Below are 14,306 nucleotides of genomic sequence, written 5' to 3'. Positions count from 1 at the left end.
CGTCACCGCCCGCGAGCGACCGCCTGCCGGATCAGTCCCGAAGGCCCACGTGACGGTCCAGCACACGGCAGGCGCGGGCGGTGCCGTCCTCGGCCGCCAGCGCCCGGCCGAGCCGGCCCGCCGCCTCGGCGTAGGGGGCGTGCCGGGTGAGGGCGCAAAGACGGCCGGCGAGGGCGGCCACGGTCAGCTCCCGGGCCGGCAGGGGGGCGGGCCCCGCGCCGAGATCGCGCACCCGCGCCGCCCAGTACGCCTGGTCGCCGAAGAAGGGGCAGGTCAGGGAGGGCCGGCCGGCCCGCAGCGCCGAGGCCGTCGTGCCCGCCCCGCCGTGGTGGACGACCGCGGCCGTGCGCGGAAACAGCCAGTCGTGAGGGGTGTCGCCGACCACGAGCATGTCGTCCTCGCTGGTGGCGGGATCGCCGGCGAGCACACCGCGCAGCCCCTCGCGACGCAGCGCCGCCCGCACGACGGCGTCGGTCGCCTCCGGGTCGCCGGTCCTCATGCTGCCGAACCCGACGTAGACGGGCGGGGGCCCGGCGGCCAGGAAGTCCAGGAGCCGCCGCGGGGGCCGCCACTGCGGCTGATCGTGGTGCCAGTAGCCCGTCACATGGACGTTCGGCCGCCAGTCGGACGGCCGCGGCACCACCGCGGGACTGAACGCGCAGAGCACGGGCGCGCGTCGAGCCTGCCGGAACGCGGCCGCCGGGGACAGCTCCGGCAGGCCGAGACTCTCCCGGCGCCACGTGTTGACGTACTTCCGGCACACGAGCCAGGAACCGGCGTCCACCGCGTCGAAGCTGAGCCTGTTGCCGCAGCCTCCCAGTGCCCGGGCCGCGGGCGCGAACGGGTGAGGGAAGGCCTTCGTCGGCTGGCTCGGCTGGAAGTGGACGACGGCGTGCGGGACCCGGAGGTACTGGCTCAGGTGGACGCCGAGGAAGGCGAAGGTGGGCGCCAGCACCAGGTCGGCCCCCTTCGCGCCCACCGCCGTCTGCTCCAGCATCGGCGTCATGAGGGGGCGCAGCAGCCGGTCCATGCCGCGGATGAACGCCACCGGGTTGCCTCGCCCGGTGAGCAGTTCCTGACCCTCGGGGGACTCGACCAGTTCCGCGGGATCGGCCGGCAGGGCGTGGAAGTCCAGCCCCGCCTCGGTGATCAGCGGCTGGTAGCGCGCACTGGCGAGGATCCTGACGGTGTCGCCCTGACGGGTCAGCGCCCGCCCCAGTGCCAGGCAGGGCTGGACATCGCCCCGCGACCCCCCGGCGAAGATCACCACTGTGCGCGGCATGCCGTTCCTCTTTCCGGTTGTGCCGAAGTGACGGGCGTCCGGATGTGCCGATGTGACGAGCCGGACGGGCCCGCCGGTCCCGTCACCCGATCGGCAGCCCCCGGGACAGGGTGAGAGATCCATTACAGAACAAATGGTGCAAGCATGTGGAAAATGCCACCCCTTGCGGGAGGGAAAGCTGATGCCACGGACCATGGCCCACGTCACTGCGGCAGCGCTCGGCGCGGGGTTCGCCCTCAACGCGGTACGGCTCGACCGCCGGCTGGCCGGGCTGCGCCCGCTGGAGCCTTCGGCGGGGCCGCCCTCCCCGGACTTCCGGTTCGCCCTGGCCTCCGGTGTGCGGCTGGACGACGAGACGCGCCGCGCCGCCTGCGCCCTCGCCTCCCGCGAAGGGCTCAAGGTGCTCGATCTGGTGCCGGGCGACCTGCCCACGGAGGAGCTGCTCGACTTCGCCCGTCTGGTGGACACGCGCTCCTTCCGGCGCGACAGGCTCGCTTTCGGACGCAGCGCCCTGCACGCCGTCGTCGTGGAGGCGTCCGTGCTGGAGCGGGTCGGCAGGCCTCTCCCCGCCGGCACGGACCTCTCCGGGCTGTCCGCCGCCGAACTCACCGACCTGCTCGGGTCGCTGAAGAAGTGTGCGCCGGACACGACCGGGTTCGCGCTCGCGCCCGGACTGCGCGGCGTCCGCCGCACCGCCCGTGAACGGGTCGCCGCACGGCCGGACACCACCTTCGTGCCGCTGCCGGCCGTCCTGGCCGGGCGCCTGGCCGCAGGCGCCCTCACCCTCGCCTGCCTCGCGAAAGCCCCGGCCTGGGGGACGGCCGCACTGGCCGGGTACGCACTGCAGCCGGCCTTGGTGCGCGGCTTCGGGAAGACCCGCGCCGACCGGTACCGCACCGCGCTGCTCAGGCCCGTACGGGGGCCGGGCGACTGGCTGCGCACCGCGCGGGCCGTGCACGCCCTGCGCGGGCCTGCCGACCCCCATGCCGAGCTCCGGCCGCGGTACCAGGTGGAGATCGCCCGCGGCCTGGAGCGGTTCTTCGAGCCGCGCCGCGGCTCCTGCCCGTGGTGCGGATCGTCCGACCTGAGACACCGGGTGACGGCACGGGACATGTACCAGGGAAAGCCGGGCCGGTTCACCCTGGAGGAGTGCGGGGGCTGCGGCCACACCTTCCAGAACCCGCGGCTGAATCCGGACGGCCTCGACTTCTACTACCGCGACTGCTACGACGGCGTCGGCGAGCGGCAGATGGAGAAGGTGTTCGCCTTCCAGGGCCCCGCCTACCGCGCCCGCGCCCGGCTGCTGCCCACCCACACCGCGCCCCGGACCTGGCTGGACGTGGGCGCGGGGCACGGGCACTTCTGCCTCGTCGCCCAGGACGTGTGGCCGCGGACCGTCTTTCACGGACTGGACCGCAGCGACGCCGTGGAGCGGGCCGCGCGGTACGGCTGGGTGCACCGAAGCCACCGGGGAGGCTTCCCCGAACTCGCCGAAGGCCTGGCAGGCGCCTACGACGTGGTGAGCATGTTCCACTACCTGGAGCACACCCTCGACCCCCGGGCAGAGCTGGAGGCGGCTCGCAAGGTCCTCAAGCCGGGCGGGCACCTGGTGATCGAGGTCCCCGACCCGCAGAGCTCGCTCGGCCGGCTGCTGGGCCGCCACTGGATCCCCTGGATGCAGCCGCAGCACGTGCACCTGATGCCCTTCACCAATCTCGAACAGGCGCTGCGGGAGCGGGGTTTCGTAAAGGTGGCCGAGCAGCGCGTCACCGGACGGCCGGGCGGGGACTTCTGCGGCGCCGTCGTGGAGCGATTCCGCTCCTGGACGCCCAGTCCCCGCCACCCGTGGTCGCGCACACCCCCGTCCCGGGGCCGCGCCCTCGCCCACGCGGCCATCTGGACGACCTCCGTCCCGCTGTTCGCCGCGGCGGCCGCGGCCGACATCGCCGTCGCCCCCTTCCTGGGGGCGCTGCGAGGCGGGCAGGCCTACCGGATCCTCGCCCGCAAGGAGGAGTGACCCGCCTCACCGGCACGGTCGGCCCGGCTGCCGAGAGAGCCCGTCAGCGCGGGCCAGATGTAGTGCAGTTCCTTGCGCCAGTACGCCCAGGAGTGCGTCCCCGGCGCGTACATGTGCGTCGTGACCCGCACCCGTTCCTTGCGCAGCGACGCGGCGAACTTCTTGATCTGCGCCGGGAGCGCCGCCTCGCCCATCACGCTCGCCAGCACCACGTCAGGGGCGCGGCCCAGGTCCATCGGTCCGGGAGCGGCGTTGCCCACGGACAGATGGACGCGCGTCCCGCGGAAGGAGCGCGGCATGGCGGCGGGGTTGTGGAACCGCCAGACGTCGGCGTTGCGCACCGGGTCGCCCCAGACCTTCTTCATGTCGACGCCGACGCGCTGGGAGCCGAGCCCGATGGCCAGACGCACGGCGGGGTCGTCGAGGTCCACGTACGAACTCATCGCCGCCGCGTACCGGAACAGCCCGCGGTGGTGTGCCGCGTAGTTGAGCGCCCCGAATCCGCCCATGGACAGCCCCACCACGGCGCGCGAGGAACTGGCCCGGTACTCCTTCTCCATGAGCCGCACGAGTTCGCCGGTGTGGAAGGTCTCCCACCGGGGAGGGCCTGCGAACCAGTCGCTGTAGTAGCCGTCCTTGCCCGCGTCGGGCATGACGACGATCACGTCGGACTTCTGCGACAGCTCCTCCAGGTCCGTCTCGCGCGTCCAGGCCGTGTAGTCGTCGTCACCGCCGTGGAGCATGTAGAGAACCGGGAAGGTGGCTTTCGGCCTCCGGTCCCAGTTCGCGGGAAGAATGACGCGGACCGGAAGGGACTTGCCCATGGCCGGTGAACTGACCGTGATGTCGCGCGTTCGCGCGTCGAGCGTCTTCACGGCAGTGACACGGGCCTCCGCACGGGGAGACCCGGGTGCGCCTTTCTGGTCCCGCGCGACGGCGTCCGCCTCGGTCGAGACGAGAGCTGCCACGAGCCCCAGGCACACCAGATTCGTTTTCGCACACTTCGCAAGAGAGAGCCACACGGCTCGGAGCATGACGAAACCGACCGCCCGTCAACGGCAGACACTCCGCCCGGTCGAGGGCAGTCGCCCGTACGGCAGAGCAGCGGTTGCGGCATCCCAGGTCAGCGGTTCTCGTGGGAACAGTCGCGAGAAGTGAGCATGAATGGAGCCGACATGACATCGTCCCTGTCAGAAGCGGTCATTGCGGGTGCGGACGCCGAGGCCCTAGAGTCCCTCCCGCTCCCGGACCACTTCCCGGCGGCCTGTGTGCGCGCCGCCGACGTCAACATGTTCGAGGGCGTCGAGGACAAGGACGTACGCAAGTCCCTGCACGTCACGGACGTGCCGATGCCCGAACTGGCTCCCGACGAGGCGCTGGTCGCCGTGATGGCGAGCGCGATCAACTACAACACGGTGTGGACGGCGATGTTCGAGCCGCTGCCCACCTTCCAGTTCCTCAAAGCCATGGGCAAAGGGGGCGGATGGGAAGCGCGGCACGACCTGCCCTACCACATCGTCGGCTCGGACGCCGCGGGCGTCGTCGTGCGCACCGGCTCCTCCGTACGCAAGTGGAAGGTCGGCGATCACGTCTCGATCTCGCCGGCCTACGTCGACGAGCAGGACCCCGACACCCACCAGGACGGCATGCTCGGGCTCGGCCAGAAGGCCTGGGGGTTCGAGACGAACTTCGGCGGCCTCGCCCACTACGCCGTCGTGCGGGCGAGCCAGCTGATGCCGAAACCCCCGGCGCTCACCTGGGAGGAGGCCGCCGTCAACCCCCTGTGCGCCAGCACGGCGTACCGCATGCTGGTCAGCGACCGCGGCGCGCGGATGAAGCAGGGCGACATCGTGCTGGTCTGGGGCGCGACCGGCGGACTGGGCGCCTACGCCGTCCAACTGGTCCGCAACGGCGGCGGCATCCCGGTCGGCGTCGTGAACTCCGAGGAGAAGGCGCGACTGCTCAGATCCCTCGGCTGCGACGCCGTCATCAACCGCGAGGAGATCCTCGGCGGCGACGACTCGCTCCTGCAGCGCGCCGAGGGGTGGAAGCGGATGGGCAGGGCGATCCGCGACGCGGTCGGCGAGGACCCGCACATCGTCTTCGAGCACGTCGGCAGGAAGACGTTCCCCGCGTCGGTGTTCCTGGCCAGGCGCGGCGGGACCGTCGTCACCTGCGGATCCAGCACCGGCTACGAGCACACCTACGACAACCGGTACCTGTGGATGCGGCTGAAGCGGATCATCGGCAGCCACGGAGCGAACCTGTACGAGCAGTGCGAGGTCAACCGGCTCATCGCCCTGGGCGGCGTGGTCCCCGCCCTGTCGGTCACCTACCCCCTGGCGGAGGTCGGGGCCGCCACCCGGACCGTCCAGGCCAACGAGCACATCGGCAAGGTCGGTGTGCTGTGTCTGGCGCCCCGCGCCGGCCTCGGGGTCACCGACCCCGAGGCCCGGGCCCGGATCGGTGAGGAGCGGCTGCGCCTGTTCCGCAGGTAGGCCCACGGAACAGGCGCGGCGCGCGGATCACCGGGCGGACAGCCCCAGAGCACGGATGAGGTGCTCCGCGATGGTCTCGACGTGGGGCGGGTCGATGACGGACAGATGGTCCCCGCCGACGGGGACGATCTCCAGGGACGGGCACAGGGGCGCCCACCCCAGGTCGGCGTCCTGCCGCAGATAGCGCGGGTCCAGGGCGGTGGTCAGCCGCTGCGGCTGCTGCGCCCGGTAGAGCACCACATGACCGTCGTGCGGACGGGGGACGTACCGTTCGCCGACGCGGGCGTCGACGTACGAGGTCCGCTGGTGCTCCATGATCCCCGGGCTCATCTCCAGACCGGCCTCCGCGACGAGCCGCATGATCACCTCGATCTGCTGCTCGTCCGGGGTGCCCGCGAGCTCCTCGTAGGGAAGCTCCAGCCGGTGGCCGTACGTCTGCTCGATGTACTCGGCGAAACGGCCGAACCGTTCGAGCAGGAACTCCGGCGACTCCCGCTGCTGCAGGGCGGCGGGCAGGATGGTGTCGATCAGCCCGAGGAACCCGACGCCCTGCCCCTCCTCCTTCAGCTGACGGGCCACCTCGTAGGCGAGGCAGCCGCCGAAGGACCAGCCGAGCAGGTGGTACGGGCCGTCCGGCTGGATGCCGCGGATGAGCGTGCGGTAGTGGGCCGCCTTGTCCTCCATCGTGCTCAACTCGTCGACGCGTTCCAGTCCGTACACGGGCAGCCCGGCCGGCAGCAGCTGCGTCAGAGGCAGGTACACCGAGGTCGGCCCGCCCGCCGGGTGGAACGTGAACAGCGGGGGGCGCGGCGATCCCGCGGGCGCCGGGCGCAGGGTGGTGAGCGCGGAGGCCCCGGTCCGGTTGACCACGGGCCGGATCAGTTCGGCGACGGCCACGACGGTGCCGTGGGCGAGGACGGCGTCGGCCGTCAGCGCCAGCTGCGGATCGTCGCCGAGCCGCCGGCTGATGACGTCCGCCATGGCCGAGGCGGCGGCCAGGTCCCCGCCGGCGGTGGTGAAGTCCTCGCGGATGTCCTTCGGCCCGCGCCCGAGGACCTCCGCCCACGCGCTCGCCACCAGCCGCTCCGCGGCGTCCCTCGCGCCGAGGGAGGTCGGCAGCGAGGGCGGGGGCGACTGCGCCTGTCGCACGCTGTCCGGCGTGGAGGCGGCCAGGGGCGCCGCCGGGTCCAGACCGAGCCGCTCCAGCACGGCGGAGCCGAGCTCCCGGAGGCAGGCGCCGCGCAGCAGCTGCGGGGCGGGCAGGTCGACGCCGAAGTCCTGGCGGACGGCGTTGCGGATGCGCACCGCCATCAGGGAGTCCAGCCCCAGCTCGGTCAACGGGGCCGTCTCGCTCAGCTCGTGGACGCTGAAGCCCATGATGCCGGCCGTCCGCCGGACCAGACGGGCGTACACAGCGTCCGGGGCGGAGCCGCCGAGCGCCGCGATGCCGTCCGGGCCGATCCAGTCGTCGACGACGACCGAGTCGTCCTCCAGGACGTCGGTGAAGAAGGGGATGGCCGACAGGCCGGGGAACGCCGCCAGCACGCGGTCCGCGTCGAGGTGCACGACCCCGACGTGCGTGCGGTCGAGGACGACGAGCGACTGGAGGGCGTCCAAGCCCTCGCCCAGCCGGATGGGCTCCAGGGCCAGCGCCGGGTTCGATGCCGTCGACGCGACGTTCTCCCAGGGGCCCCAGGCGATGGAGGTCGCCGGCAGGCCGACGGCCCGGCGGCGGTGGGCGACGGCGTCGAGCCAGGCGTTCGCGCACGCGTAGGCCGACTGTCCCGGTGAGCCGAGCAGCGCGGCGGCGGAGCTGTAGTTCACCCACCAGTCCAGGTCGTGGCCGGCGATCGCCGCCTCCAGGTGGCGGGCCCCGACGGCCTTGGGCCGCAGCACCGTGTCGATGTCGTCCGGTTCGAGGTCGGTGATCACCCGGTCGTGCAGGACGCCGGCGCAGTGCGCGACACCGCGCAGCGTGTGGCCCTCGGCGAGGGCCGCGCTCACCAGGGCATCGGCCACGCCGGGTTCCGCGATGTCCCCCTGGACCACGGCGACGGACGTGCCCCGGGCCTCCCACCCGGCCAGCGCCGCCAGGGCCTCGGGGCCGGGGTCCCGGCGCCCGTTGAGGACCACGCGGCCCGCTCCCTGTTCGGCGAGCCGGGCCGCGGTCGCGAGCCCCAGCCCGGTCAGGCCGCCGGTGACGACGTAGGCGCCGTCGGGACGGGTGAAGACCACCTCGTCACCGCGCCGGGGGGTGAGGTCGGCACGGGCGAGCCGGGCGGTGAGCCGGGTGCCGGTCCGCCAGGCGACCTCGTCGGCCTCCCCGTCGGCGAGGAGCTCCTCCACCAGATCGTCGACCGCGCCGGTCTGCCGGTCGACGTCCACCGAAGAAGCCCTCAGCTGCGGCTGTTCGAGCGCCAGCACGCGGACGAGGCCGCGCAGACAGGCCAGGTGCGGCGTGCCCGCTTCGCCGGGCCCCGTCGACTGCGCCAGCACCGTGGCCATCCACAGGCGCGGCGGCTGCCGGCGCGTGTCGGCGGCCAGGCGGCGCGCCAGCCGGGCCGCCGTGCGCAGCGGCCGGATGTCGTCGTCGCGGTCGCACTGCGGGAAGAACAGCACGACGGCGCTCGGGCCGTCCTCCGCCGCCTCCAGCCAGGCGTCGAGCGCGCCGTCGACGGCGTCGTCCCGGGCGTCGGCCACGGTGAGGGCGGCGCCCTTGGCCTCCAGGGCCGACGCGAGCGAGCCGGTGACGCCGCTCGCGGCGTCCGGTTCGTCGCTGACGAGCAGGACACGCTGCGGTCGGCCCAGCGGCAGGGGAGCGGTGGACTTCTCCCACTGGACGTCGTAGGCGCTCGTCTCCAGCGGCCGGGGCACCTCGTGCCGCTCGACGGGACGCAGCCTGACCTGCCGGGCGACGATCTCGCTGGTGTCGCCCCTGGCGGTGAGGTCCCAGTGGCTGACGGCGGGCTCCGCCGCGTCGTCGCCGTCCGCGGGGGTGCAGCCGATGTCGTACGCGGTGTCGAAGACGCCGGGCCCCTTGACGTGCAGGGACCCCACGCCGACCGGGACGCCGGCCTCCGTGTCCGCGGAGCGCGCCGCTTCGAGCATGGCGGTCAGCAGCTGGGCGTAGGACGGCCGGTGCGGATGCTGTACGTCCCTCAGGGCGAAGTGCTCGACGAGGACCGGTTCCCGTTCCGCGTCCGGGCGGTGTTCCCCCTCGGCGGCGCCGTCACGGGTGACGCGGGCCGAGGCGTGACAGCTCCAGGTGGGGCCGGCGCCGCGGGCGTGCAGGGAGATGGTCCCCTCCGTGCCGGTCGCAGGCTCCCAGACGAGGGTCACCGGAGTGCTGTCGGAGAGGGCGAGCCACTGGTGGATCCGCAGGTCCTCGACGCCGAGCCGGGTGATGCCCTCCCGGGCCCACAGGTCCAGTCCGGCCTCGATCATCAGTTCCGCCGCGTCCGCCAGGGTCAGGACCGCTCTGTCGTGGACCGTGCCCCGCAGGCCGTGCCGGCGGGTGCCGACGTCCGCCTGCCACAGCGCGGCGCCGCTCCTCGGGTCGTCGGTGCGCACCCCCAGCAGCGGATGCCCCACGACCTCTTCGGAGCGGACGGCACGGGCGAACCAGAACCGCTCGTGCCGCCAGGGCGGTGTGGGCAGCGAGGTGCGCGCTCCGGCCGGCCACAGGCCCGTGTCCAGCCTGACGCCGGCGAAGTGCAGCCGGGTCAGCGCCGCACGCAGCTCGACGGTGTCGTCGGTGTTCTTGTGCATGGTCGCGACGACCAGGGCCTGGTTCCCCGCCGGGATCGCGTCGAGGGTCTCGGCGAGCGGGACGACGGCGATCGGGTGGGGCGAGATCTCCAGGAAGAGGCCGTGGCCGTCCTCGGCGGCAGCGGCCACCGCCTGTTGCAGCCGGACCGGGCGGCGGACGTTGGCGCACCAGTACTCCGCGTCGGCCGTGATGTCCGTCCGGGGATCGTCGAGAGCGGTGCTGTACCACGGCGTTACGGGGGTGCGCGGGCGCAGTCCGGCCAGGTCCTCGCGCAGGGGCGGCAGGACGGGGTCGACCTCGGCGGAGTGTCCGGCCCCGCCGACCTCCAGCAGCCGGGCGAGGTGGCCCTGCTCGGTCAGCTCGTCCACCAGGTCGCGCACGGCGTCGGCCGGTCCGGCCACCGTGCAGCGCTGCGGAGAGGAGTGGACGGCGACCTCGACGCCGGGAAACCGGCTGAGGACGTCGGCCCGGGTCGGTGCGGGCAGCTCGATCGCGGCCATCGCGCCGGCGTCGATGGTGGCGAGGAGGGCGGACCGGCGGACGATGACGCGCAGTCCGTCCTCGGCGTCGAGTGCTCCGGCGACCACGGCGGCGGCGACCTCGCCCATCGAGTGGCCGATGACGGCGGCGGGTACCACGCCGTGCGCCCGCATGGTCCGCGCCAGGGCCAGCTGCATGCCGTAGAGCATCGGCTGGACCCGGTCGACCGTCCCGTCGTGCGGGGTCGTGAGCAGGTCGGTCAGCGTGGAGCCGGTCTCCGCGAGGAAGACCGGGTCGAGGGCGGCCACCTCGGCGGCGAACAAGGAGTCCTCGGCCAGCAGGCGTCGGCCCATGCCCTCCCACTGCGAGCCGTATCCGGAGAACACGAACACCGGCCGGCGCGGTGTGGACGGCTGCGCCGCCGCGGCGTCGGCGCACGCGGCGACCACCCCGGGAACCGTTTCGCCCCGGGCGAGCGCGGCGAGCCTGTCGGCCGCCTCGCGGCGGTCCCGCGCGACGACCGCGGCACAGGACGGGCCCCGGCGGTGGGTGGCGAGCGTGTGGGCGAGGTCGGTCAGGGCGGGCGCGCCGTCGGCCGCCACCCACCGCGCCAGACTCGCGGCCACGTCGGGGAGCCGGTCGGCGGACCGGGCGGACACCACCAGGACGTGCGGGCGCCCGGCGTCCTCCTCGTCGGCGGGCGTCCGCGCGGTCCCAGGGGCGGGCGGCGGCGCCTGCTCCAGGACGACGTGGGCGTTGGTGCCGCCGAAGCCGAAGGCGGACACACCGGCCCGGGCGGGGCGCTGTCCGGCGGTGGGCCACTCGGTCGGCTCGGTGACCACCCGAAGGCCCAGCTCGGCGAAGTCGATGTGCGGGTTGGGCGTGCGGAAGTGCAGGCCGGCCGGGATGCGGCCGTGCCGCAGGGCCAGGGCGGTCTTGATCAGCCCCATGATGCCGGCGGCGCCCTCCAGGTGGCCCAGGTTGCTCTTGACCGACCCGAGGAGCAGCGGACGGTCGGCCGGCCGCCCGGCTCCGACGACCGCTCCGAGAGCCGTCGCCTCGATGGGGTCCCCCAGCAGCGTGCCCGTCCCGTGCGCCTCGACGTAGTCGAGGTCCGCGCCGTCGAGCCGCGCGTCCCGCAGCGCGGCGCGCAACAGGGCTTCCTGAGCGGCCGGGTTGGGTGCCATGAGCCCCGCCGAGCGGCCGTCCTGGTTCACCGCGGTGCCCCTGATCACGGCCACCACCAGGTCGCCGTCGCGCCGGGCGTCGGCGAGCCGCTTGAGCACGACCACGCCGCAGCCCTCACCGCGGGTGATCCCGTCCGCCGAGGCGTCGAACGGCTTGCACCGGCCGTCCGCGGCCAGCGCGCCGGCCTGCTGGAAGGACGCCGTGACCGCCGGGGACAGCAGCACGTTGACGCCCGCGGCCAGCGCGGTGTCGCACTCCCGGCCGCGCAGGCTGCGGCAGGCCAGGTGCACGGCCACGAGGGACGACGAGCAGGCCGAGTCGACGGTGATGCTCGGGCCGCGCAGGTCGAGCGAGTACGAGACCCGGTTGGCGGCGATGCTGCCGGCGGCCCCGGTGCTCGTCCACGGCGTCAGACGCGCCGGGTCCGAGGTCGTCAGCTGGCCGTACTCCAAGGCGCTGAGGCCGACGAAGACGCCGGTGGAGGTGGCCCTGAGGGAGTGGGCGGGCGTTCCCGCGTGGTCCAGCGCCTCGCAGGCCACCTCGAGCAGCAGCCGTTGCTGGGGGTCCATGACCTCGGCCTCGTGGGGGGCGATGCCGAAGAACTTCGCGTCGAACCCCGCGACGTCGTCGAGGAAGGCGCCCCAGCGGGTGGTGGCCTCCATCAGCGCGGTGACGTCGGAGGCGGTGCCGGCGAAGTCGCGCCACCGCTCCTCGGGGACCTGGCCGACCAGGTCCGCTCCCGCCAGGAGCCGCTCCCAGAAGGCGTCGGGGCCCCGTACGTTCGCGGGCAGCCGGCATCCGATGCCGACGACGGCGACGGCGTCCTCGTCGTCGGCGTCTGAGGAGGCGGCAGCTGCCCCCGCGCCCGCGTCGGCGGAGGTACGGGTGTCCTCCGCGCCGGCGTCCTCGTCGTCCGTCAGCGCGCCGACCAGCTGGGCGAGGGTGGGGTTCTCCCACAACAGGGTGGCGGACAGCGGCCGGTCGAGCACCTTCTCCAGCTCGCCGGTCAGCCCGACGGCGTCGCGGGAGGTCAGGCCGTACTCCGCCAGAGGGCGGGCGTCGTCCAGTTGTTCCGGGGAGATGCCGCAGAGGTCCGACACCAGCCGCACCAGTACCGCCCGCAGCGCCTCGGAACCCGGCCCGGAGCGGGCGTCTGGCGTGACGGGGGTGGTCCGGACGTCCTCCACGGGCTCCTGGTCTCCGCCTGGTCGCTTCATGCGGTGCCGGTCTCCCTCTGTGCTCGGGTGTCGTCGCTCCAGGCGCCCTGGAGGTAGTGCTCGCGGCAGGCCCCGCGGGCGACCTTGCCGCTCGTGGTGTGGGGCACGGTGCCGGGCGGGGCCAGGACGAAGTCGTGGACGGCGACGCCGTGGCCGGTGGAGACCGCCGCGCGCACGGCCCGTGCCGCCTCCTCCCGGACGCCGTCGGCGTCCGCCAGGTCGCGGGCGTGCTCGGCGACGACGACCAGGCGCTCCCCGTCGTCGGTGAGGACGGAGAACGCCGCCGTGTGATGGCGGCGCACGGCCGGGTGGGCGCTCTCGACGGTCTGCTCGATGTCCTGGGGGTAGTGGTTGCTGCCGTCGATGATCACGAGGTCCTTGATGCGCCCGGTGACGTAGAGCTGGCCGCCGTGGCGCAGCCCCAGGTCGCCCGTGCGCAACCACCCCCGCGTCCCGTCGTCCGGGCCGTCGCCGTGGAGGGCGGCGCGGAACGTGGCCTCGCTCTGCTCCGGGCGGCCCCAGTAGCCGCGCCCGATGTTGGGGCCGCGCAGCCAGATCTCGCCGACGTGACCGTCCTCCAGACGGACGTGCGTGACCGGGTCGACGACGGCCGCCTCCTGGCCGGTGGGCAGGCCGCAGCCGACCAGGCGGGTCACGGCCCCCGGGCCCCCGGCGACGCGTGCGACGCCGGCCGCGAGGGCATCCCGGTCGAACGGGGTGACGGTGGGCTCCTCGCCCGCCGGTGAGGCGGAGACGAAGACGGTCGCCTCGGCGAGCCCGTACGACGGGCGCATCGCCGTGGGGACCGCGCCGGCCGGGGCGAAGGCCTGCTGGAACCGGTGGAGCGTCTGCTCGGAGATCGGTTCGCTGCCGTTGACCATGGCGGCGACGGACCCCAGCGACAGCTCGCCGCGCTCCTCGTCGGTGACGCGGCGCGCGCAGTAGTCGTAGGCGAAGTTGGGGGCGGCGGTGATCGCGCCCTGGTGCGCGGTGAGCAACCGCAGCCAGCGGACGGGCTGTTGGACGAAGGCCAGCGGGTCCATCAGCACGGACGGGACATGCCCGACGAGGGGGAGCACCACCGCCAGCACGAGCCCCATGTCGTGGTAGAGCGGCAGCCAGCCGACGGTGCAGTTGTGGCCCGTGCGGATGCCGTAAGCCTCAAGAGCCTGGCGGGCGTTGGCGCAGACGTTGGCGTGGGTGATCTCCACGCCGGACGGCACGCGCGTGGAGCCCGAGGTGTACTGGAGGTAGGCGCAGTCTCCGGGCCGGACAGGGGCGATCTCCCCGCCCGCCGCCGGGCCCCCGGCCGCCGGCTCCGACACCAAGTCCCGCTCGGTGACCACACGTACGCGCAGCCCGTCCTGGTTGGCGCAGAACTTCTCCACGGTCGGGAGGGAGTCCGGGCTGGTGAGGGCGAGCACCGGGTCGGCGTCGGCGAGGACGGCGCCCAGCTTCGCCGCGTGGCCGGGCAGGTCCGGCGTGAAGAGCGGCACGGCGATCGCGCCGGAGCACGCGGCTGCGAGGAAGCCGACGACGTAGTCCAGGTTCTGCGGCGCCACGACGGCGACCCGTTCGCCGACCGCGCCGGCGCGGCGCAGCGCGCTCCCGAGCGCGTCCACCCGCCGCTCCAGCTCGCCCCACGTCAGGCTTGAGCGGACGCCCCCGCGGTCGCCGGCGAAGTCCACGAAGGTGAACGCCGTTTCGTCGGGTGTGCGTGCCGCGGCTTGAGCGAGATAGTGACTGATCGTGTCTCTCACGGTTTCCAGCACTAAGTCACCGAACCTTTGTCTGAGGAAGGGGGCTGACTCCTGGCAGTGGTGAAGGCACAGCCAAACACGGAGGGATGCCGGGC

The 14,306-nt window shown here is 73.8% G+C and carries 6 protein-coding genes; 2 read left to right on the top strand and 4 right to left on the bottom strand.

Features of this window, described 5'->3' with window-relative positions:
- Nucleotides 1-31 precede the first annotated feature (31 nt).
- Entirely contained in the window at nt 32-1,282 is a 1,251-nt protein-coding gene (locus ACFYXA_RS12075; protein ID WP_389031296.1) for a glycosyltransferase, read from the bottom strand.
- 193 nt (nt 1,283-1,475) lie between these two features.
- Here ACFYXA_RS12075 and ACFYXA_RS12070 point away from each other — a divergent pair, with 193 nt between their 5' ends.
- Nucleotides 1,476-3,299, top strand: a complete 1,824-nt coding sequence (locus ACFYXA_RS12070) for a methyltransferase domain-containing protein (protein ID WP_389031293.1) — start codon at nt 1,476-1,478, stop codon at nt 3,297-3,299.
- On the opposite strand, the gene ACFYXA_RS12065 is transcribed toward ACFYXA_RS12070, so the two are convergent.
- The gene (locus ACFYXA_RS12065) at nt 3,269-4,174 is read right to left on the bottom strand and encodes an alpha/beta hydrolase family protein (protein WP_352252048.1); all 906 of its coding nucleotides are present in this window, start codon (nt 4,172-4,174) and stop codon (nt 3,269-3,271) included. The two genes, ACFYXA_RS12070 and ACFYXA_RS12065, sit on opposite strands and share 31 nt — an antisense overlap.
- A 300-nt stretch (nt 4,175-4,474) precedes the next feature.
- Here ACFYXA_RS12065 and ccrA point away from each other — a divergent pair, with 300 nt between their 5' ends.
- A complete protein-coding gene (gene ccrA / locus ACFYXA_RS12060; protein ID WP_389031288.1) occupies nt 4,475-5,797 on the top strand; it encodes a crotonyl-CoA carboxylase/reductase in 1,323 nt (440 codons plus the stop codon).
- Nucleotides 5,798-5,824: 27 nt separating this feature from the next.
- Here the strand turns inward: ccrA and ACFYXA_RS12055 are convergent, their stop codons facing one another.
- Both ACFYXA_RS12055 and ACFYXA_RS12050 read right to left on the bottom strand, forming a co-directional pair.
- Nucleotides 5,825-12,451 (bottom strand): SDR family NAD(P)-dependent oxidoreductase, encoded by a 6,627-nt coding sequence (locus ACFYXA_RS12055; RefSeq protein ID WP_389031285.1) that lies wholly within the window; start codon nt 12,449-12,451, stop codon nt 5,825-5,827.
- Nucleotides 12,448-14,211, bottom strand: a complete 1,764-nt coding sequence (locus ACFYXA_RS12050) for a fatty acyl-AMP ligase (RefSeq protein ID WP_389031282.1) — start codon at nt 14,209-14,211, stop codon at nt 12,448-12,450. Before ACFYXA_RS12050 ends, ACFYXA_RS12055 begins: the two co-directional genes overlap by 4 nt.
- Between the last annotated feature and the right edge of the window lie 95 nt (nt 14,212-14,306).

The organism is Streptomyces sp. NPDC002566, from assembly GCF_042889585.1.
Lineage (GTDB): Bacteria > Actinomycetota > Actinomycetes > Streptomycetales > Streptomycetaceae > Streptomyces.
Note: the sequence above shows the minus strand (reverse complement) of the source record. Positions and strands in the feature narration are given on the sequence as shown.